This is a genomic window from Streptomyces sp. DSM 41931 (genome assembly GCF_050271085.1).
In the GTDB taxonomy this organism is placed as follows: Bacteria; Actinomycetota; Actinomycetes; order Streptomycetales; family Streptomycetaceae; genus Streptomyces; species Streptomyces albogriseolus.
Genome location: NZ_CP189902.1, coordinates 6,431,402 through 6,451,533, shown reverse-complemented (window position 1 = coordinate 6,451,533; position 20,132 = coordinate 6,431,402). Strand labels below are relative to the sequence as shown.

At 72.7% G+C, this 20,132-nt stretch carries 20 protein-coding genes and 2 pseudogenes; 15 read left to right on the top strand and 7 right to left on the bottom strand.

What is annotated here, in order from left to right:
• The first annotated feature begins 95 nt into the window (after positions 1 to 95).
• The 8 genes from ACP7TJ_RS29520 (at position 96) to ACP7TJ_RS29485 (ending at position 7,815) form a co-directional block, all read left to right on the top strand.
• Positions 96 to 1,460 carry an MFS transporter gene (locus ACP7TJ_RS29520; protein ID WP_367453364.1) on the top strand — a complete coding sequence of 455 codons (1,365 nt, stop codon included), beginning with the start codon at positions 96 to 98 and terminating at the stop codon, positions 1,458 to 1,460.
• 36 nt (positions 1,461 to 1,496) lie between these two features.
• Positions 1,497 to 2,432, top strand: a complete 936-nt coding sequence (locus ACP7TJ_RS29515) for a 3-carboxyethylcatechol 2,3-dioxygenase (RefSeq protein ID WP_367494447.1) — start codon at positions 1,497 to 1,499, stop codon at positions 2,430 to 2,432.
• A gap of 5 nt (positions 2,433 to 2,437) precedes the next feature.
• Complete coding sequence (locus tag ACP7TJ_RS29510) at positions 2,438 to 3,313, top strand: alpha/beta fold hydrolase (RefSeq protein WP_427766611.1); 876 nt, start codon at positions 2,438 to 2,440, stop codon at positions 3,311 to 3,313.
• 13 nt (positions 3,314 to 3,326) lie between these two features.
• Positions 3,327 to 4,121: a 2-keto-4-pentenoate hydratase gene (locus ACP7TJ_RS29505; protein WP_228914982.1), complete on the top strand. Its 795-nt coding sequence runs from the start codon at positions 3,327 to 3,329 to the stop codon at positions 4,119 to 4,121.
• A 2-nt stretch (positions 4,122 to 4,123) separates the two neighbouring features.
• The gene (locus ACP7TJ_RS29500; RefSeq protein ID WP_266403185.1) at positions 4,124 to 4,594 is read left to right on the top strand and encodes a nuclear transport factor 2 family protein; all 471 of its coding nucleotides are present in this window, start codon (positions 4,124 to 4,126) and stop codon (positions 4,592 to 4,594) included.
• Complete coding sequence (locus tag ACP7TJ_RS29495; RefSeq protein WP_367453367.1) at positions 4,591 to 5,364, top strand: HpcH/HpaI aldolase family protein; 774 nt, start codon at positions 4,591 to 4,593, stop codon at positions 5,362 to 5,364. The genes ACP7TJ_RS29500 and ACP7TJ_RS29495 overlap by 4 nt, the downstream gene beginning before the upstream one ends.
• A complete protein-coding gene (locus ACP7TJ_RS29490; RefSeq protein ID WP_427766606.1) occupies positions 5,361 to 6,974 on the top strand; it encodes a bifunctional 3-(3-hydroxy-phenyl)propionate/3-hydroxycinnamic acid hydroxylase in 1,614 nt (537 codons plus the stop codon). Before ACP7TJ_RS29495 ends, ACP7TJ_RS29490 begins: the two co-directional genes overlap by 4 nt.
• A 157-nt stretch (positions 6,975 to 7,131) precedes the next feature.
• The gene (locus ACP7TJ_RS29485; protein WP_167744513.1) at positions 7,132 to 7,815 is read left to right on the top strand and encodes a TetR/AcrR family transcriptional regulator; all 684 of its coding nucleotides are present in this window, start codon (positions 7,132 to 7,134) and stop codon (positions 7,813 to 7,815) included.
• A gap of 29 nt (positions 7,816 to 7,844) precedes the next feature.
• Here the strand turns inward: ACP7TJ_RS29485 and ACP7TJ_RS29480 are convergent, their stop codons facing one another.
• The 4 genes and pseudogenes from ACP7TJ_RS29480 to ACP7TJ_RS29465 all read right to left on the bottom strand — a co-directional run bounded on the left by ACP7TJ_RS29480 (position 7,845) and on the right by ACP7TJ_RS29465 (position 10,384).
• Positions 7,845 to 8,591, bottom strand: coding sequence for an SDR family oxidoreductase (locus ACP7TJ_RS29480; protein WP_313896858.1), 747 nt, complete (start codon positions 8,589 to 8,591; stop codon positions 7,845 to 7,847).
• A gap of 69 nt (positions 8,592 to 8,660) precedes the next feature.
• Positions 8,661 to 9,707 carry a DUF6215 domain-containing protein gene (locus ACP7TJ_RS29475; RefSeq protein ID WP_427766601.1) on the bottom strand — a complete coding sequence of 349 codons (1,047 nt, stop codon included), beginning with the start codon at positions 9,705 to 9,707 and terminating at the stop codon, positions 8,661 to 8,663.
• Between the two features lie 347 nt (positions 9,708 to 10,054).
• Positions 10,055 to 10,156 (bottom strand): annotated as a pseudogene (locus ACP7TJ_RS29470) (NADPH-dependent FMN reductase); the annotation flags it as partial.
• 147 nt (positions 10,157 to 10,303) lie between these two features.
• A complete protein-coding gene (locus tag ACP7TJ_RS29465) occupies positions 10,304 to 10,384 on the bottom strand; it encodes a putative leader peptide (protein ID WP_353961707.1) in 81 nt (26 codons plus the stop codon).
• 357 nt (positions 10,385 to 10,741) lie between these two features.
• On the opposite strand from ACP7TJ_RS29465, the gene ACP7TJ_RS29460 reads away from it, so the two are divergent.
• The 4 genes from ACP7TJ_RS29460 to ACP7TJ_RS29445 all read left to right on the top strand — a co-directional run bounded on the left by ACP7TJ_RS29460 (position 10,742) and on the right by ACP7TJ_RS29445 (position 14,249).
• Positions 10,742 to 12,106, top strand: coding sequence for a bifunctional o-acetylhomoserine/o-acetylserine sulfhydrylase (locus tag ACP7TJ_RS29460; RefSeq protein ID WP_266403154.1), 1,365 nt, complete (start codon positions 10,742 to 10,744; stop codon positions 12,104 to 12,106).
• On the top strand, positions 12,103 to 13,299 hold the full coding sequence (metX, locus tag ACP7TJ_RS29455; protein WP_266404489.1) for a homoserine O-acetyltransferase MetX: 1,197 nt from the start codon (positions 12,103 to 12,105) through the stop codon (positions 13,297 to 13,299). Before ACP7TJ_RS29460 ends, metX begins: the two co-directional genes overlap by 4 nt.
• Positions 13,300 to 13,318: 19 nt before the next feature.
• A complete protein-coding gene (locus tag ACP7TJ_RS29450) occupies positions 13,319 to 13,588 on the top strand; it encodes a nitroreductase family protein (protein WP_427766599.1) in 270 nt (89 codons plus the stop codon).
• Between the two features lie 91 nt (positions 13,589 to 13,679).
• On the top strand, positions 13,680 to 14,249 hold the full coding sequence (locus ACP7TJ_RS29445) for a DUF6328 family protein (protein WP_093767401.1): 570 nt from the start codon (positions 13,680 to 13,682) through the stop codon (positions 14,247 to 14,249).
• Positions 14,250 to 14,305: 56 nt separating this feature from the next.
• Here the strand turns inward: ACP7TJ_RS29445 and ACP7TJ_RS29440 are convergent, their stop codons facing one another.
• On the bottom strand, positions 14,306 to 15,232 hold the full coding sequence (locus ACP7TJ_RS29440; RefSeq protein ID WP_266403148.1) for an RNA polymerase sigma-70 factor: 927 nt from the start codon (positions 15,230 to 15,232) through the stop codon (positions 14,306 to 14,308).
• A gap of 173 nt (positions 15,233 to 15,405) precedes the next feature.
• Between ACP7TJ_RS29440 and ACP7TJ_RS29435 the strand changes: the two genes are divergently transcribed.
• On the top strand, positions 15,406 to 15,897 hold the full coding sequence (locus ACP7TJ_RS29435; RefSeq protein ID WP_093767399.1) for a carboxymuconolactone decarboxylase family protein: 492 nt from the start codon (positions 15,406 to 15,408) through the stop codon (positions 15,895 to 15,897).
• Between the two features lie 117 nt (positions 15,898 to 16,014).
• The gene (locus tag ACP7TJ_RS29430; protein WP_367461824.1) at positions 16,015 to 16,995 is read left to right on the top strand and encodes a DUF2804 domain-containing protein; all 981 of its coding nucleotides are present in this window, start codon (positions 16,015 to 16,017) and stop codon (positions 16,993 to 16,995) included.
• A gap of 63 nt (positions 16,996 to 17,058) precedes the next feature.
• Here the strand turns inward: ACP7TJ_RS29430 and ACP7TJ_RS29425 are convergent, their stop codons facing one another.
• Both ACP7TJ_RS29425 and ACP7TJ_RS29420 read right to left on the bottom strand, forming a co-directional pair.
• Positions 17,059 to 17,298 (bottom strand): DUF5302 domain-containing protein, encoded by a 240-nt coding sequence (locus ACP7TJ_RS29425; protein WP_093767397.1) that lies wholly within the window; start codon positions 17,296 to 17,298, stop codon positions 17,059 to 17,061.
• A 90-nt stretch (positions 17,299 to 17,388) separates the two neighbouring features.
• Positions 17,389 to 18,819 carry a DEAD/DEAH box helicase gene (locus tag ACP7TJ_RS29420; protein WP_167744507.1) on the bottom strand — a complete coding sequence of 477 codons (1,431 nt, stop codon included), beginning with the start codon at positions 18,817 to 18,819 and terminating at the stop codon, positions 17,389 to 17,391.
• Between the two features lie 271 nt (positions 18,820 to 19,090).
• Here ACP7TJ_RS29420 and ACP7TJ_RS29415 point away from each other — a divergent pair.
• Positions 19,091 to 19,960: pseudogene (locus ACP7TJ_RS29415) on the top strand (oxygenase MpaB family protein); the annotation flags it as partial.
• Between the last annotated feature and the right edge of the window lie 172 nt (positions 19,961 to 20,132).

Genomic DNA, 20,132 nt, shown 5'->3' with positions numbered 1-20,132 from the left:
CGTCGATGGAACGCCGCTGGTCAGCGTTCCGCCTCCTCCTTTGCGGGCCACTGCCACGGCACACGTCCGCTCTGTCCCGGAACAGGGGAACTTGCATGAGGGTCACCGACCACATCCCGCAGGAGAAGATGAGCGGGCTGCAGAAACGCGCCATCGTCATCGCGATCACCCTGGTCGTGCTCGACGGTTACGACGTCTCCCTCACGTCGTTCGCCGCGCCGTACATCGAGAGGGGCTTCGGCGTCTCGAAGGCGGAGCTCGGACTGGTCATGTCCGGTGCGCTGATCGGCATGCTCGTGGGCTCGATCATCGTCGCGCCGCTCGCCGACCGCATCGGCCGGCGCAAGATGGGCGTCATCGCCACCACGACGATCGCGGCGGGCATGTTCATCGGCCCGTTCGCCACGCCGGAGACCGGTACCTGGCCCCTGGTCCTGAGCCGCATCGTCACCGGCGTCGGGGTCGGCTGTCTGGTGGCCGTGGTCGGCGTCATCCTCGCCGAGTACACGGGCAAGCGCGTGTACGCCCTGGTCATGGCCGTCTACGCCGCCGCCATCAACATCGGCGGACTGCTCGGCTCGATGATCGTCGGCCCGATGCTCGACACCCGGGGCTGGCAGTTCGGCTGGTGGATCGGCTTCGTCCTCAGCGCGGTCGCCGCGGTCGCCACGTACGCACTGCTGCCCGAGTCGCTCGCCTGGCTGTCCGAGGGCCGCCGCCCCGACGCGCTGGAGCGGCTCAACGCGCTGCTCGCGAAGATGCGCCGGCCCGCGCTCGCGGCGCTCCCCGAGCCGGAGTCCGCGGGGGCCAGGGCGAAGGGGTCGCTGCGCACCGTCTTCACCGGCCGGACCGGCGCCTACACACTGCTGATGATCGTCGGCTACATCGCCTACATGCTCAGCTTCTACTTCATGACGAACTGGGCGCCCAGCAGCGTGGCGTCGGCCAACGACAACCCCGCGCTGGCCCCGCAGCTCGTCACCGCCTTCAGCATCGGCGGCATCCTCGGCAACGTGCTCTTCGGTTACCTGGGCGGCAGGATCAACGTCCGCGTCCTCGCCCCGGTCTTCCTGCTCCTGGCCACCGTCACCCTGTCGCTGTTCGGCATCGTCGGCTCCCAGATGCCCACCGCCTGGTGGACCCTGTTCGCGGCCTCCTTCTTCGTCTGCTCGGGCACCGCGGCCTTCTACGCGATCGTTCCGACGCTGTACCCGACACTGGCCCGTTCGACCGGCTTCGGTGTGGTCATCGGCGTCGGCCGGTTCGGCGGCATCGCCGCCCCGGTCATCGGCGGCGCGGCCTTCGACGCCGGCTGGGGCATGGGCGCGGCCTTCACCGTCTTCTCGCTGCCGATGCTGGTCGCCGGCGTCAGCATCATCGCCCTCCACCTGGCCCAGCGCCGCTCCGACACGGCCGAGCCCCACCACCCCGAGCCCGCGCTCTCCGGTACGTCCGCCTAGCGGCCGTCCGCACCCTCCCAGAAAGGAACCAGCTCCATGCCGCTGGCCGTCGCAGCGCTCTCCCACGCACCCTCCTTCGGCAACGTCGACCCGGGCGGGGAGACGTTCACCGAGATCAACACCGCCATCGACGAGGTCAAGGAGTTCGTCTCCGGGTACGCCCCCGACCTGGTCGTGGTCTTCGGTCCCGACCACTTCAACGGCCAGCTGTACTCGCTGATCACCCCATGGGCGATCGGTGCGGTCGCCGAGGGCGTCGGTGACTACGGCACCACCGCGGGACCGCTCCCCGTCGATGCCGACGCCGCCCGGAACCTGCACGCCGCCGTACTGGCAGAGGGCATCGACATCGGCCGCAGCGAGCGGATGACGGTCGACCACGGCATCGTCCAGCCGCTCGACTTCGTGTTCGGCAAGAACTTCACGCAGCCGATCGTGCCGGTGTTCGTGAACGCGATCGGCCTGCCTCTCTCCCCCATGCGCCGGGTGCGCCTGATGGGCGAGGCGTTCGGCCGGGCCGCCCTCGCGCTGGACAAGAAGGTGCTGTTCCTGGCCTCGGGCGGCATCTCCCACAACCCTCCGATCCCTCGCTGGGACGGCGCCCCCGGCACTCTGCAGGAACGTTTGATCGCCTACGCGCCCTCCCCCGAGGAGCGGCACGAGCGCGAGCAGATGATCGTCAGGGGAATCCAGGCGATCGCGGACGGCAAGGCTCCGAGCGACCCGCTGAACGAGGAGTGGGACAAGCTCGTCCTCGACACCTTCCGATCCGGCGACCTCACCGCGGCCGACGGGTGGGAGAACGGCTGGTTCGTCGCGGAGGGCGGCTCGGCCGCGCACGAGATGCGCAGCTGGATCGCGGCCTACGCGGCGCTGTCGGCCGCCGGGCCCTACCGCTTCGCCGTCGACCGCTACTGGGCGGTCGAGAAGTGGGGCGCGGGCTTCGCCGTGCAGACGGCGGTGACGGCATGAGCGGGATGACGAGGGCACACCTGGCGACCCTGTGGGAGGAGATCGCGGACCTGGAGCACACGCTGCGGTACGTGGACGCGGGGGGCTACCGCACCCGGGTCCTCGACATCGCCGGGGCGGTCCCGGACGCGCAGACGGTCGTCCTGGCCAGCGGCACCAGCGGTCACATCGAGGCGTGGACGCAGAACGTCCGCGCGTTCGCCGAGGCCGGTTTCCGGGTGGTCGGCTACGACTACCCGGGCCACGGGTACACCTCCCTGGCCGACCACCCGCTCGAGATCCGCGACTACGAGGACCACCTGCTCGCCCTGCTCGACGCGCTGGACCTCGACCGCGTGCATCTCGCCGGCGAGTCGCTCGGCGGCTGGCTCGCGCTGAAGTTCGCGCCGAAGCACCCCGAGCGCCTGCGCACGGTGATCCTTTCCGCGCCGGGCGGCCGGGTGATCGGCGAACCGCAGCTGGACCGGACGCAGTCGGTGAGCGCCAAGGCGGTGAGCGAGCCGACCTTCGAGAACGTGAAGAAGCGCCTCCAGGTGGTGATCCACGACCCGCGGAACGTCACCGACGAGCTGGTCCGGGTGCGCCGCGCGATCTACGCCCGGGACGGGTTCAGCATGGCGAACGTGTCCGCCCTGCGGGAGCCGGAGCGGCGGTGGCGCAACCGCGTGACCGACGACGACTTCGCGGCCGTCCCGGTCCCCGCCCTGATGGTGTGGACCGACAACGAGCCGACCGGCGACGAGGCCGAGGGCGCGCGTCTGTGCGGGCTCATCCCGGACGGTGAGTACCTGCTGGTCCGCGGCGCCGCGCACTGGCCGCAGTGGGAGGGGGCCGCCGAGTTCAACGCCGCGGCCGTCGCCTTCCTCCAGAAGCATGCCTGAGGAAAGGACCGGAGTGAGCGTCACCCGGGAAACCATCGGAGAGATCGCACGCGAGCTGTTCGAGGCCAAGCGCGGCGTGTACACCGTGCCGTACGTGAGCCCTCGGCTGCCCGAGCGCGACCTCGACTCCGCCTACGCGATCTCCGCCGAGTTCGCCGCCCTCCGCGAACGCGAGCTGGGCGTGCAGCGGGTGGGTCGCAAGGTCGGCCTGACCAACCCCCTCGTGCAACGGCGCGTCGGCATCGACGAGCCGGACTACGGGATCATCCACGACGACATGGTGCACGCCTCGGGCGTGCGCCTGCCGCTGTCCGCGTACAACCGCCTGCTGATCGAGGCGGAGGTCGCGTTCGTGCTGAAGAGCGACGTCATGGATCCCTCCCGTGCAGGTGTGGAGGCCGCGATCGACTACGTGACGCCCGCGTTCGAGGTCGTGGACTTCCGCTACGCCGGCTCCGTCGGGCAGATCGTCGACACCATCGCCGACAACGCGGGCTGCAGCGGGGTCGTCCTCGGCGAGGAGCGGCACCCCTACGGCGAGACCGACCTGACCCAGGTGGAGATGGTCATCACCGGGGGCGGCGAGGAGATCACCCGGGGTGTCGGCAGCAACGTGCTGGGGGACCCGGTCAACGCGGTCGTCTGGCTGGCGGAGACCGCGATCCGCACGGGCGAGCCGCTGCGCGCCGGAGAAGTGCTGCTGTCGGGCTCCATCGGCTACATCGAGCCGTGGCCCGCCGATGTCGAGTGCGTCGCCACCGTCACCGGGCTGGGCCGCGTGGTCGCGACCGCGGAATCGAAAGGCTGAACATGAGTGACTACCGTCCCGTCGACGCGGCCACCCGCGTCGAGATCGAGCAGCTCATCGCGGAGATGCTCTACCGACTCGACCACAACCGGGCGGACACGACCTGGGAGCTTTACACCGAGGACGGCGTCTCGGCCGGCCCGATGGGCGACATGGACCGCGAGGCCATGAAGGCGTGGGGAGCCAGGCGGGCCCGGCAGACGGACGTCGTCGGCCGTCACCACATCGGCGGGATCCGCCTGGTGCGGGCCGCGGACGGGGACGAGATCGAGGGCACCGTGCAGTACCTGACCTTCCGCGACACCAACGAGCCGCAGACTGCGCCCGCGTCGGTCGGTGAGTTCCGCGAGCGCTACCGCAAGGTGGACGGCCGGTGGCTGTTCGCCCGCCGGGAGATCGTGCCGGTCTTCGGCGGCCGGGCCGCCGCGGCCCACGCCGCGCGCGTGGCCGGACAAGAAGGGCCGGCGCGGTGAAGCGGGAAGCTCTCGGTGGCGGCCGGAACCCGGTGCTGTACCACCAGACGGTCCCGTCGTTCTCGATGCCGGAGTGGGCGGTGGCCGCCGGTTACGACGGCGTGATCCTCGACCTTCAGCACGGGGAGCTGGGGCTGGAGGCCGCCTGCGGAATCCTGCGCTCGATCCCCCGGGACAACGCCTACGCGTACGCCCGGGTGGGCTCGCCGGACCCCGCGCCGGTCCTGCGGCTCCTCGACAGCGGGGCCCGCGGGATCGTCGCGCCCACCGTCGAGTCCCGGTCCCAGACCGAGGCCCTGGTCGCCGCCACCAAGTACCCGCCCACCGGGAACCGCAGTCTGGGCCCGTCCCGGCCCGCGCTGTACCCGGGGGACTCGTACACCGAGGCCGGCAACCGGGCGGTGTCCGCCGTGGCCCAGATCGAGACGCGGGCCGGCGTCGAGCACGCCGAGGAGATCGTCGCGACCCCGGGCCTGGACTCGGTGTACATCGGCCCGGCCGACCTCGCCGTCTCCTACGGCCTGCCCGGACGCGGCGACTGGGACGAGGGCCCGGTGCGCGAGGCGATCTCCCACATCCGGGAGGTCACACGCGCGCACGGCGTCACCCTCGGCATCTACTCCGGCCGCCCCGAGTACGCGGCCGGCCTGTTCGCCGACGGCCTCGTCGACTACGTCGGCCTCGGCATCGATCTCGTCCTGCTGAACCGCGTGTTCGGCGACACCATCGCCGGGCTGGGCCCGGCCCGATCCGCACGGAGCACCACATGAACAAGGCCTGCGACGTCCTCGTCGTCGGGGCGGGTCCGGTCGGTCTGACCCTGGCCAACCTGCTGGGACAGCAGGGCGTCGACGTCCTCGTCGTCGAACGGGAGCACGAACTCATCGACTACCCGCGGGCCGTGGGCATCGACGACGAGGCACTGCGCGCGATGCAGACCGCCGGGCTGGTCGACGAGGTGCTTCCGCACACCATCCCCGACCAGAAGATCTACATGATCAACGGTGACGGGGCGATCCTGTCCGAAGTGAACCCGACGACGCGCGAGTTCGGCTGGCCGCGCCGCAACGGATTCGTGCAGCCGCTGGTGGACCGCGTGCTGCTCGCCGGCCTCGACCGCTTCCCCTCCGCCGCCGTGCGGTTCGGCGCCGAGGTGGTGGACCTGACCGAGGAGGCGGACGGCGTGGTGGCCGCCCTGGCCAACGGTGAGACCGTGCGCGCGCGGTACGTCGTCGCCGCCGAGGGCGGGTCCTCCCCCACCCGCAAGCGGCTGGGCATCTCGTTCGAGGGCGAGACCCGGCCGACCGACGGCATCGTGATCGACGTCGCCAACGACCCGATCGGCACGCCGCACGCCGTGTTCGGCGGGGACCCCGCCCGCAGTTACGCCTCCATCGCGTTGCCGCACGGCATCCGCCGCTGGGAGTTCACCCTCTTCGAGGACGAGGGCGAGGCCGACGTCGAGGACGACGCGTTCGTCTTCGGCCTGCTCGCGTCCCACGTGCCGGACCCGTCGAAACTGGACATCATCCGCCGCCGCGTGTACCGCCACCACGCCCGGATCGCGGGCCGGTTCCGGCACGGGCGGATCTTCCTCGCCGGTGACGCCGCCCACGTCATGCCGGTGGTCGGTGGGCAGGGCTGGAACTCGGGGATCCGCGACGCCTTCAACCTCGGCTGGAAGCTCGCCGCCGTCGTCAAGGGACTGTCGGCCGACGGTCTGCTGGACACGTACGAGACCGAACGGCTCGGCCATGTCACGCAGATGGTGGCCGTCTCCCTCCGGATGGCGAAGGAGATGACCGACCACGACCCCGAGAAGGCCGCCGAGCGTGACCGGATCGCCGCCGCCCGCACCCCCGAGGAACGGGAAGCGCAGAAGCGGCAGGCGTTCAAGCCCCAGCCGAGGTTCGACCGGGGTGTGGTGGTGCACACCCCGCTGCCGGTGTCCAAGTCGCTGCCCGCCCGCGACGTGCCCCGGCTGGCGGGCACGATCTTCCCGCAGCCCAGGGCCACCGACGCCGACGGCGCCGAGATGCTGCTCGACGACGCGACCGGTCAGGGCTGGCGGATCCTCGCCTGGAACAACGACCCGACGGCGTTCCTCTCCGCCGAGCGGCGCGCGGCGCTGGACCGGCTCGGCGCCCGCCTGGTGCAGGTGGTGCCGACGGCACAGCTGCCGTGGGCCCGTGAGCGGGCCGCGGCCGGCGTCACCGTCGTCGGCGATCTGGGGGGCGAGCCGAGCCTGCAGGCGTGGTTCGACGCAAGGCCGGTGGGCGCGGTGATCCTGCGTCCCGACCATGTGATCGCCGCCGAGTGCCTGACGCAGGAGCTCGACGAGGTCGTGGCCCGCGTCCTGGAGGCCGCCTGCGCCGTGTGACGCGGGACGGAGGACGCCGGAGATCCCAGCGGGACCGAAGTGGCCGTACGGCACGCCCCACTTCGGTCCCGCTCCGGTCAGTGGCTGGTAGCGCGGTTCTAGAATGACCGTTGCGGGTGGCACGGGTACGGATGACGGACGGCGACAGGGTGGCGGCATGACGCGGAGCACACGGCAGGGCGAGGGCACGAAGGGCACGCGGCAGGCGCGCTCGGACAGGAGCCGGGAACAGATCCTGCTGGCGGCGCTGGACCTGGCGCTGGAGCACGGCTACCAGGGCACGACCATGGCGGCGGTCAGCGCGTCGTCCGGCCTGCCCATCGGCTCGGTCTACTGGCACTTCAAGAGCAAGGAACAGCTCTTCGTCGCCCTGCTGGAGCACTGCCACAAGGCGTGGACGGAGCTCCACTCCGGCCCGGAGGGGCTGCGCCGCAAGCTGCACCGCGGCATCGCCGGCCTGTCCGGGGCCGACCCGGAGCAGTACACGAAGGAGGAGGCCCTGCTCAAGGCCGCGGCGGTGTGGGCGCTGAGCAGGCAGCTGGGCGGTCTGGGCGAGGACAACGAGGTCCGTGCGGCGTATCTGCGGATGCGGGTGGAGATGTTCAAGGTGGACGTCGAGCGCATCACCGAGTCCGTCCCGGCCGACGTCGTCGAGCGTTTCCCGGACCTGCCCACCAAACTCACGGTGCTGAGCCTGGCGTTGACCGACGGCTTCTATGTCCACGCGAACTCCGACGTGCACCTGGAGCTGGACTTCGCGGAGTACGCGGACATGGCCGCCCGGGCCCTGGAAGGCCTGGTGGACGACTATGCCCGCCGGGCGGCCGGGAAGGGTCAGTAGGCCGGTCGCGGTCCCCGCGCCGTGCGCGGTCACACGGCGCGGGTGAGTCCGCCGTCCACGCGCAGGTTCTGTCCGGTGGTGTAGGTGGCGTCGCACGCCATGAAGGCGACGGTCCGCGCGACCTCTTCGCAGGCGGCGGCCCGGCCGAGCGGGATCGCCGAGGTCCATGCGGCGGGCACGGACTCCGGGTCGGCGACGGTGTACCCGGGGAGCACGTTGTTGATCCGGATGCCGTCCGCGGCGACCTCGTCCGCCCACAGCTTGGTCCAGGTGGTCATGGCGGCCCGGGCGACCATGGACGTGGGGAAGCGGGGCGAGGGCTCGGCGGGGCTGGCCGAGGAGATGTTGACGATGCTGCCGCCGCCCTGCGCGCGCATCGGGGCGAGCGCCGCGCGGCAGGCGCGCACCACGTTGTAGAAGTACAGGTCGAAGCCGGTGGCCCAGTCCTCGTCGGTCAGTTCCTCGAGCTTCCCCTTGGGACCGTGGCCCGCGCTGTTGACCAGGACGTCGAGACGGCCCCAGGCGGAGACCACCTGGTCGACGGCCTCCTCGATGACACCGGCCTCGGTGTAGTCGCCACGGACGGCGAGGCCGCCGAGCTCCTGGGCCAGCGCGACCGCCCCTTCACCGCGCGCCAGCACCGCCACCCTGTGGCCGCGCGCCGCCAGTTCGCGCGCCGACGCGGCGCCGATACCGCTGCTGCCGGCGATGACGAGGGCCGTGGGCCGGGCTTCGGTCATGGTGCGCTGCTCCTGGGTGACGGGGGTGCGATGCACGGGGCGAACGATTCTTCTAGAATCAGCATTCCAGAAGAATGTAGGTCCGCTCGGCCGCGCACGTCAACGTCAGCCCCGGTCCCGCGCCCCCTGCGTGATCCTCGGCAGGACCGCCTCCGCGATGCCGAGGAGGGCGTCGTCGTCCGGGAGGGCTCCGGACTCGCTCCACACGGTGAAGTCGTACGAGCCGCCGCGGTCCTCGGCGTCGAAGGCCACGGTCAGCGTCCGGGCCAGGGGCCCCTGCTCCACGGGGCCGCCGGAGCCGCCGCCGCTTCCCAGGTCGATCTGGATCTTCATCATGTGGTCCGAGGTGAACAGCGCGGGCCGCCCCAGGACCGTGAGCTCCTTGACGTACATCTCGTCCCCGTACGCGGTCAGGTCCCGGTACTGGTCGACCGTCAGCTTGTTGTACGTGGCCGACAGCTCCACCGTGTATGTGTCGAACTCGACCCTCGCCTCGGGCTGGGCGACCTTCCTGTCCGTCAGGGGGGCGGTGTTGTCGGTGCCGGAGGCGTAGGTCGCGGTCTCCGTGGGCGTGCCGAGGAGCTCGGGCAGCCCGGGCAGGTTGAGCGCCCGGCACAGGTCCTCGCCGGTCACGGCCTCGGGGGTGGCCCGGTAGGCGCTCGGCAGCTTCTCGTCCTCGTCGTGCCGGCACGTGGCGGCGCGGGATGCGGTGTCGTCGCCGGAGCCCGGGAGACGGTCCTGGAACCAGAAGGCCGCCCCGATCACCGCGCACAGGCCCACGGCCAGGGCCGCTTGACCCCAGGCGTTGGGCTCCTTCTCGGCGGGGCGCCGCACCACCGGGGCCGCCGGCCGCGGGGCTGCGGGCGCGGCAGCCTCCGCGTCCTTCGCGACACCGGCTTCGTTCGCGTCGCCCGCGTCGCCCGCGTCGCCCGCGGAGGGAGCCGGGCGGCGGCGGGTGCGCAGGGCACGCACGACCACGCGCACACGCAGCGCCGCCCCCAGCAGGAACACCGCGCCGATGACCGCCGGCACCCATCCCTCGCCGTCAACGAGAGCCATGTAGAGGATGCGTACGCCGAACACCGTCCCGACGAGGATGAGCAGCGGCTCGCGGATCCAGAAGGGGAGGAGACGGACGAGGTAACCGAGCATCCGGTGATCACATCAGGGGCAAGATCGGGACGGCTGTGACGGAAGCCATAATTCCGGGCCGCTACTCAACTGTGATGGAAGGGGCCCGCCGCCGGGTCCCGTCATCCGGGGGTCCGACCCGGGATCACGGTCCGCCACGCGCCGCTGACGGTCCGTCACTAGCATGTCGTGTGCAGCATCGGGTGCGTGACACGGATCGTCGGCTTCCTCGTGGCCGCCGGCGGACTCAACCGCATCCGCACGCGGACGATGTTCGGCATCTTGGAGGTCCAGGACCTCGTCATCGGCGTGCTGACGATCGCGGGCGCCATCGCGGCGGTGTTCGCCGGCACACGCCTGTCCCGCTTGACGGGGGTGCCGATGACGACGCCGTCGGCCTGCCGGAAGAGGGCAGTGGTCTCGACGATCGCCGGATGGTGGAAGTCGGCGTGCAACGGCCGGACAGGCGGCGTCCGTTGCTTGGACCGGGCGTCGAAGGGACGCGGTGAGTGGACGTCAGGCGACGGCGGCGCATCGCCGGCGGAAAGCACTGGCGGAACGAACGGAAGCCGTGACGGGAAGAACGCCGAGGGTGCGAAGGTTTCCCTCGGGTGCGCTCAGAGGTGACAGCGACAGCAGGAGCTGGAGACACGCGCGAGATCGACGTGGCGTCGCCGCGTGAGGTCCTGCCGCTTCATGCCGTCGATCGAAGCAGCGGTCGGTGACACGGGTCGCGCTGGTCCACGCCCGGGGCGCCGTCCCGGCGAGTGAGACGGCGCCCGTCGATCTGGCGCGGCGCCGCCGGCGTGTGGTTACCTGACGGCATGACCGTGCTCGTGACCCGCCGCCACGTCGATTACGTGCGTGTCACCACCACGGGCTGTCCCGCCGCGAGCTGACGCCGCGCGCCGGCCGTCGACCGGCCTTCTCTCTTCTTCTCTCCGCACCGCACCGCGCTGACCGCCGCCCCCTCCTTTCCGGGGTCGTGGTCCGTGGCGCCGTGGCGTCCTCAGGCATGACCTCTTCCCCTCCTTTCCTCCCCAGGGAGCATCCTCATGAGCAGCCAGCCCATCGACTCCGTCACCGCAGGTCACACCCCCGACGAGGAGTCCGCCGCGGACACCGCGCCCGCCTGGTCCTTCGAGACGAAGCAGGTCCACGCGGGCGCGGAGCCCGACCCGACGACCGGGGCCCGGGCGACGCCGATCTACCAGACGACGTCGTTCGTGTTCCGCGACACCCAGCACGCCGCCGACCTGTTCGCCCTGGCCGAGCCCGGCAACATCTACACCCGCATCCACAACCCGACCCAGGACGTCTTCGAGCAGCGGATCGCCGCGCTGGAGGGCGGTGTCGCGGCCGTGGCGCTGTCCTCGGGGCAGGCCGCGGAGACGCTGGCGCTGCTGACCGTGGCGAGCGCCGGCGACCACATCGTGTCCAGCACCTCGCTGTACGGCGGCACGTACAACCTGTTCCGGCACACGCTGCCGAAGTTCGGCATCGAGGTGTCCTTCGTGGACGACCCCGACGACCCGGAGGCGTGGCGGGCCGCGATCCGCCCCGGCACCAAGGCGCTGTTCGCGGAGTCGCTGGGCAATCCGCGCGGCAACGTCCTCGACGTGCGGGCGGTGGCGGACGTCGCGCACGCGGCGGGGGTGCCGCTGATCGTGGACAACACGGTGCCGACGCCGTATCTGCTGCGGCCGCTGGAGCACGGCGCGGACGTCGTGGTGCACTCCGCGACCAAGTTCCTGGGCGGTCACGGCACGGCCATCGCGGGTGTGGTCGTCGACGGCGGGACCTTCGACTTCGGGGCGCACGCCGACCGGTTCCCCGACTTCAGCGAGCCCGACCCGAGCTACCACGGCCTGCGCTACTGGCCGGCGCTCGGCCCGGGTGCGTTCGCGGTGAAGCTGCGGGTGCAGTTGCTGCGCGACCTGGGTCCCGCGCTCTCCCCGCACTCGGCGTTCCTGCTGCTGCAGGGGGTGGAGACGCTCAGCCTGCGCATCGAGCGGCACTCCGCGAACGCGCAGGCGCTCGCCGAGTGGCTGGAGCAGCGCAACGAGGTCGCCGCCGTGCACTACGCGGGCCTGCCGTCCAGCCCCTGGTACGAGGCAGGGCGGACGTATCTGCCGCGCGGCGCGGGCGCCATCGTCTCGTTCGAGCTGCGGGACGGTGTCGAGGCCGGCAAGCGGTTCGTGGACGCCGTACGGCTGTTCAGCCACCTCGCCAACATCGGTGACGTCCGCAGCCTGATCATCCACCCGGCGTCCACCACCCACAGCCAGCTCGACCAGCGGCAGCTCGCGGCCACCGGCACGTCCCCCGGGCTGGTGCGGCTGTCCGTCGGCATCGAGAACCTCGACGACCTCAAGGCCGACCTGGAGGCCGGGTTCCGTGCGGCGAAGGGCGCGTCCTGAACACCGTTCCGACGCCGTCCCCGGTCCCCCTCCCGCCGGTCTCCGGGGCCTGGCGGGAGGGGGACCCGCCCGGGCGGCGGCAGTGGACCGCGCACCCTGGGCCGCTGGTGCTGGAGGCGGGCGGTGAACTGCCGGGCGTGCGGCTGGCGTTCGAGACGTGGGGACGGCTCGCGCCGGACCGGTCCAACGCGGTGCTGGTGCTGCACGCCCTCACCGGCGACAGCCATGTCGCCGGTGAGGCCGGGCCGGGGCATCCCACGCCCGGGTGGTGGGACGGACTCGTCGGACCGGGGCGGGCGCTCGACACGGACCGCTGGTTCGTGGTGGCGCCGAACGTGCTCGGCGGCTGCCAGGGCAGCACCGGCCCGTCCTCCCGCGGCCCGTCCGGGCGGCGCTGGGGCGGCGACTTCCCGTTCCTGACCCAGCGGGACCAGGTCGCAGCCGAGGCCGCCCTCGCCGACGCGCTGGGCGTCGACCGCTGGGCGCTGGTCGTCGGCGGTTCGATGGGCGGGATGCGGGCCGTGGAGTGGGCCGTGTCGTACCCGGAGCGGACCGGCGCGCTCCTGCTGCTGGCGACCACGGCGGCCGCGAGCGCGGAGCAGATCGCGTGGGCCGGGACGCAGGTGCACGCCATCCGCTCCGATCCGCACTGGCACGGCGGCCACTACCACGACGCCGAGCGCGGCCCGCACGCCGGACTCGGCCTGGCCCGGCGCATCGCCCACATCACCTACCGCAGCGAGCCGGAACTGCAGAGCCGCTTCGGGCGCATGCCCCAGGAGCCGGAGGACCCCTGGCGCGGCGGCCGCTACCAGGTCGCCTCCTACCTGGACCATCACGCGGACAAGCTGGTGCGCCGTTTCGACGCGGGCAGCTACGTCGTGCTGTCGGAGGCGATGAACAGCCACGACGTCGGCCGCGGTCGGGGCGGGGTGCGGGCCGCCCTCGGCCGGGTGACCGCCCCCACGCTGGTGGCCGGCGTGGACTCCGACCGGCTCTACCCGCCGGCCCAGCAGGCGGAGCTGGCGGCCGGCATCCCCTCGGCGGACGCGCCGCGCGTCGTCGAGTCGCCGTACGGCCACGACGGCTTCCTGATCGAGGTGGAGCAGGTCGCCGCGCTGGTGCGCGAACTCCTGCCCGCCGCTCCCCCGGTCCCGGCGCGGACGCCGGTACGTCACCGCCCACACCCCTGACGAGTGAGGACTTCCCCCGATGTCACCCCCCACCGCGACCACCGCCGCGGCCGTCCGTCCGCTGCTCGCCGACCGCTGGGCGCCCTCCGCCTACAACGCCCAGCCGTGGCGGTTCCTGGTCGGCCGGCGCGGCGACACCACGTACCTGCGCATCCTCGACGCACTCATCCCCTTCAACCAGGAGTGGGCGCAGACCGGTTCGCTGCTGGTGGCGGTGGTGGCGGAGGAGCGCGTCGAGAATCCCGAGCCGCAGCCCCGCCGGCGGCCGCCACGCACCGGCCGCCCCTGACCGGCCTGTGTGCCGGCCCTCGTTCGTCCCTGACCCGGCATGACCTCCGCTGATCGGGGCAAACGGTCCGCCTGGAACTGGGGAGGACACCATGACGATGACGGAGCGGCCGGCCGGCCCGACGGAGAAGGAGAGCGCCTGCTGCGCGCGCCACGACGAGCATGCCGGACGGCCCGGCGCCGAGCCGCCTGAGCCGGCGCGCGAGCGCATCAACCGCCGCTGGAACGAGCTGCTTCAGGAGACACGTGTCACCCAGACAGGTGTCCAGATCCTCTTCGGATTCCTGTTGAGCGTCGCGTTCACCCCGCTGTTCCGTGAGCTGGAGACGCCGGACAAGGTCATCTACGTGATGACCGTGGTGTTCGGCGCCGCCGCCACCGGATCGCTGATCGCGCCGGTGTCCATCCACCGCTTCCTGTCCGGGCAGCGGATGAAGGACGAGGTGGTGAAGGCGGCCGGACGCCTGATGGTGTGCGGGATGGTGCTGCTCGCGCTCACCATCGGCTGCACGCTGCTGCTGATCCTGCGGTTCGTGGTGCCGGGCGTGCTGGCCGAGGTGCTGGTGGCCGGGGTCATGCTGTGGTTCGGACTGTGCTGGTACGTGCTGCCCCTGCGGCTGCGCCGCCGCGCCGCCCGCCGGGCTCAGCGCGAGGAGGCCTGACCTCGGACACGGTCCGGCGCCGGGAGACCGTGCTGCGCCGCTGAGGGCGGTCGTCCTCAGCGGCGCAGCACGGTCTCCCGGGCCATGTGCGACAGCTTCTCCGGGTTGCGCACGGCGTACAGGCCGGTGACCAGCCCGTCGTCGACGCGCACCGCGAGCACGCTGTCGAGTTCGCCGTCCAGGTGCACCACCAGCGCGGGACCGCCGTTGACGAGGGCCGGCCGCAGCGTCACCTCGGCGGGGACCTTCCGCAGCCCGCCCCGCAGCAGCCGGGCCACCTTGTCCGCGCCGACGACCGGCCGCAGCACCGCCTGCTTGATCCCGCCGCCGTCGCCGAGCAGGACGACGTCCGGCGCCAGCACGTCCAGCAGGCCCTGAAGATCGCCGGTCTCCACGGCCCGCCGGAACGCGTCCAGGGCATCGCGCGTGCGCTGCGGCGAACCGTCCCCGCGCGGGCGCCTGGAGGCCACATGGGCGCGGGCCCGGTGCGCGATCTGCCGCACCGCCGACGGGGACTTGCCGACGGCCTCCGCGATCTCGTCGTAGCCGACGTCGAACACCTCGCGCAGCACGAACACCGCGCGCTCGGTCGGCGCGAGGGTCTCCATGACCAGCATCATCGCCATCGAGACGCTGTCGGCCAGTTCGACGTCCTCGGCGACGTCGGGCGAGGTGAGCAGCGGCTCGGGCAGCCAGGAGCCGACGTAGGACTCCTTGCGGCGGCCCAGCGCGCGCAGCCGGGTCAGGGCCTGGCGCGTGGTGATGCGCACCAGGTACGCGCGCCGGTCCCGCACCTCCGCGAGGTCGACGCCGGCCCAGCGCAGCCAGGTCTCCTGGAGGACGTCCTCGGCGTCGGCCGCCGAGCCGAGCATCTCGTAGGCGACGGTGAACAGCAGGTTCCGGTGCGCGAGGAAGTCCTCGGTGGCGGCTCCGGTCCCCCGGCCGCCGCTGTCCTCCCCGCACCCACCGCTGCCGCTGGTCACGTCCGCTCCCCGGTCCCGGCTCCCGATCACAGTCATACGCACAGGACGCCGGCCGGCCGGGTTCTGTGACAACGGCGGCGTGTGGTCCACCTCACGCCGGCCGCCGGTCACACGGTACGGCCGCCCGGCATCTGGTGGGTGTCCCGAACACGACCACGAGTGAGGACCACACGATGGACGCCCGTTTCCACCTGTTCGAGAACGAGATCGCTGCCCGTTTCGCCAAGCGGTTCGCCGGCGCGGCCCTGGTGCTCCACGACTCGCCGCTGCCGCGGTCCGTGCAGGAGCTGGTGTCGCTGCGGGCCAGCCAGATCAACGGCTGCGGCCACTGCGTCGACATGCACGTCAAGGAGGCCGCCGCGGCCGGGGAGAGCGCGGTCCGGCTGCACCTGGTCGCCGTCTGGCGCGAGACCACCGTGTTCACCGAGGCCGAGCGGGCGGCCCTCGCGCTCGCCGAGGAGGGCACCCGCCTCGCCGACGCCCACCAGGGTGTGTCGGACGAGACGTGGGCGCTGGTGCGCAAGCACTACGACGACGACCAGACGGCCGCACTGGTCTGCCTGGTCGGGATGATCAACGCGGCCAACCGGCTGGCGGTCATCACCCACCAGAAGGGCGGCTCGTACGAGGCGGGGATGTTCGCGGCGGTGGTCGCGCAGGGGTGAGGTGCACAGGCGGGCCCACCGGCCCGCCTCCCCGCGGCCGAGTCCGCGTCACCGACCGGTACCGTTCGGGCCGGAGAGCCGACAGGCAACCGCCTTGGTGAAGGGGCCGCAGCCGCGATGACCGCCGAACGTGAGATCACCTCCCCCGTCGACCTGTGCCTCCCCGACGGGCGGCTCGACCCGGCGGCGGTCGGCTGGACCCGGCGGCCGCTGCACCGGGCGAACCTGCGCGGGTGGGGGCGCGTGAAGCGCTGGGAGTACTGGGGCATCGTCACCCCGTCCCACATCGTCGGCCTGGTCGCCTCCTCCCTCGACTACGCGGGCACGCACGGCGTGTACGTGCTGGACCGGGCCACGGGCCGTGAACTGGCCGAGGACGCGGTGACGCCGCTGGGGCGGGGCGTGCGCATGCCGGACCGCAGCGGGACGGGGACGGCGTCCGCGCGGGGCGGCGGGGTGACGGTCACGTTCGTCCAGCACGCGGAGGGCACCACCGTCACGGCCACCGCTCCCGGGGTCCGGCTGGAGGCCGAGGCGCCGCTGGTGCCGGGGCACGAGTCGCTGGGCGTGGTCGTGCCGTGGAGCGAGCGCCGGTTCCAGTACACGGTGAAGGACCTGGGCCGCCCCGTCCGGGGCCGCCTTCGACTCGGCTCGCGGGACATCGTCCTCGACGCCGCCGACTCCTTCGCCGTCCTCGACCACGGACGCGGCAAGTGGCCGTACTCCGTGTCCTGGAACTGGGCGGCGGGCTGCGCGCCCGGGCGTGCGCTTCAGCTCGGAGGGCGGTGGACCGACGGCACCGGCTCGACGGAGAACGCCCTGTTCCTCGACGGCCGGCTGCACAAGATCAGCGACGATCTCGTCTGGGAGTACGACCGCACGGACTGGCTGCGGCCGTGGCGGATCACCGGGCCCCGGGTGGAGGCGGAGTTCCGCCCCTTCCACGTACGGACCGCCAGGACGCGCCTGTTGGTGGTGTCCAACGACACGCACCAGTGCTTCGGCAGCTTCACGGGGCGCGCCCGCGCCGACGACGGCTCCTGGGTGGATCTCGACGGGCTCACCGGCTGGGCGGAGGAGGCCCGCAACCGGTGGTGAGAGCGGGGCGCCCGCCCCGCCCGTGAAGCGCGGCGCGTCACGGGCGGGGCGGGGCGGACCGGCTCAGCCGCTCTTGCGGCGGAACGACCGCTGGTGCGTCGCCGGTCCGTGCGTGGCACGCACCTTGGACGCGTTCGGATTGCCTGCGGCCTCGGCCGCCTCGGCCTGCGCGCCGCGCTTGCGCTCCAGCGCCTCGCGGAACTTGCGCTTGAGGTCGTAGGTGCCGTCGGCGTCCGGGGTGACCGGGGGCGTCGCGGCGTCGGCCGGCTCCGAACCTTCCGTGGCGGGGGGTTCTGCGGTCATGGTGACCTCCTGGGTTCGGTGACGGACGGGCGAGCACAGCTTGTCACGCCGGGCCCCGTGCGGGCAGCGAATATCCGGACGGGGTGTCGCTCACCCGCCGCGGCGCACCTGGGCGGCCCTGCGCGCCTCGGCGAGCTTGCGTGCCTCGCCGGCCTTGCGGCTCCTGCCTCCGGAACCGCCGGAACCGCCGCCGCGCGGGGCGCCCTTGCTGGTGCCGAGGCCGCGGAAGGGCGCGTTGGTGTTCTTGGGACGCGGCGCGGCGGGTCCGCCGTCGAGGGGGACGCCGGAAGGGGCCTTGGCGCCGGTGATGCGGGTCAGTTCGGCCTCGCCGGAGCGCACGGTGGTGACGGTGGCCTTGATGCCGGCCTCGGCCAGCATGCGGAGCGTCTCGCGGCGCCCGCCGGACGCCACCAGCGTGACCACGCGGCCCGACGCGCCGGCGCGGGCGGTGCGGCCCGCCCGGTGCACGTAGTCCCTGGGGTCGGCGGGCGGATCGACGTTGACGACGAGGTCGAGGTCGTCGACGTGGAGGCCGCGGGCGGCGACGTCGGTCGCCACGAGCACGGTGATCCCGCCCTCCTTGAACTGGGCCAGCGTTTTGGTGCGCTGCGGCTGGGACTTGCCGCTGTGCAGGGCCCCGGCGCGCACGCCGCTCGCCCGCAGATGCCGGGTGAGCCGGTCGACGGCGTGCTTCGTCTCGAGGAACAGCAGCACGCGGCCGTCGCGGGCGGCGATCTCCGTGGTGACGGCGTAGCGGTCGGGGCCGTGGACGACCAGGAGGTGGTGCTCCATGCCGGCGACCGCGGCGCCGGCCGGGTCGACCGAGTGGACGACGGGGTCGTGCAGGTGGTCGCGGACCAGCCGGCCCACGTCGCCGTCCAGGGTGGCCGAGAACAGCATGCGCTGGCCCTCGGGGCGCACCAGGGCGAGCAGCCCGGAGACCTGCGGCAGGAAGCCCAGGTCGCACATCTGGTCGGCCTCGTCCAGGACGGTGATCCGCACCCGTCCCAGCCGGCAGGCGTCGCGTTCGACGAGGTCGTGCAGGCGTCCGGGGGTGGCGACGACCACCTCGGCCCCCTGGCGCAGCGCGGCGATCTGGCGGCTGATCGACAGGCCGCCGACGACCGTGGCCATCCGCAGCCGCAGCGCCTCGGCGTACGGCTCGAGCGCCTGGGTGACCTGCTGGGCCAGCTCCCTGGTGGGCACCAGGACCAGCGCGAGGGGCTGCTTGGGCTCGGCGCGCCGTCCCGCCGTGCGGGCCAGCAGGGGCAGGCCGAAGGCGAGCGTCTTGCCGGAGCCGGTGCGCCCGCGCCCCAAGACGTGGCGTCCGCGCAGGGCGTCGGGCAGCGTGGCCGCCTGGATGGGAAAGGGGTCGCGCACGCCGAGGCGGTCCAGGGTGCGCAGCACGGCCTCCGGCAGTCCCAGGGCGGCGAAGGAGCCGTCCGGCGCCTGGACGGACGGCGTGGCGTCGGGCCGGGCGGGAGCGCCGTGGACGGCGCCGGAGTCGTCGGAGTGGGTCATGGGGAGCCTTCCGCAGGGAGACGTGGTCCTGGGAACGGCCCGCCGCGACGACCACGCAAAAGCGCCACGGTAACACGGGCGGAGGTGCGACCGGAGCGCGGCGGCGGGCGGGGTGCGGGACGACTCGGGCCGTCGCGTCTCTTGACGGCCGATGTTACAAGTCAATAGTTTCAGTATCACCGTTGCACCAGGGCCGTGTTCCACGACTCCGTCGCCTCCGGTCCCTCGCTCGGCGAGCCGGTGGCCGCGTTGCCGACAGGAGGGATCAGCGATGGGGCGTTGCCGCCGGCTCACCCGGATGCGGCAGATGGATCCGCAGCGGGACTTTGAACAGATCTACCGGTGGATCACGCAGTACGAGTTCCCCCGCGACTATCTGCACGGCACGTCCGTGGCCTTCCTGCGCGACTACGGCGTCCCTCGCATCTCCCGACTGCTCGACCGCACCCAGGAGTTCGAGCGTGCCGGGCAGAAGCGCTACGACGACACGGTGCTGATCGCGTACGAGATGGTGCGCGACGGGCTGGACTCGGAGCAGGGCCGGGCCGCCGCCCGCCACCTGAACCGCATCCACGGCCGGTACCGGATCCCCAACGAGGATTTCCTGTACGTGCTGGCCACCACGGTGGTCGGGCCGAAACGGTGGATCGACCGGTTCGGGTGGCGGCCGCTGTGCGCGCAGGAGACCGAGAGCCTGGCGCTGGTGGGCCGGCGGATGGGCGAGATGATGGGCATCTCCGAAGTGCCCGGTACGTACGCCGAGTTCGAGCGGCTGCACGACGCCTACGAGCGGGAGATGTTCGCCTACGACCCCGCCAACCGCCGGGTCGCCGCGGCCACGTTACGCGTCATGGCCGCCTGGTACCCGGCCCCGCTGCGCCGGATCGCCGTACGGGCGTCGCTGGCCGTGCTCGACGAACCGCTGCTGACGGCGCTCGGATTCCAGCCGCAGCCGGCCTGGCTGCGGGCCGTCGTGCACCGGGCGCTGCGTCTGCGCGCCGCGTGCATCCGGCTGCTGCCCGCCCGGCCCGAGCGGTTCCCACGCGGGCCGAAGCCCCGCACCTATCCCTTCGGCTGGACCCTGGACGACCTGGGCCCGCACTGGGCCCAGTCCCGCCCGGTGCAGCCACTGCCGGGCGAGAGGCCGCCGGACGCCGAACCGCGGGGCGAGGACCCGTCGGACCTTCAGCCGCCGGACGCCGAACCGCCAGGCGAGGACCCACCGGGACTCCAGCCGCCGCACACCGAACCGCCGGGCGAGAAGCCTTCGGGCGTCGAACCGCCGGGCCAGGAGCCGCCGAACGCCGAGCCCT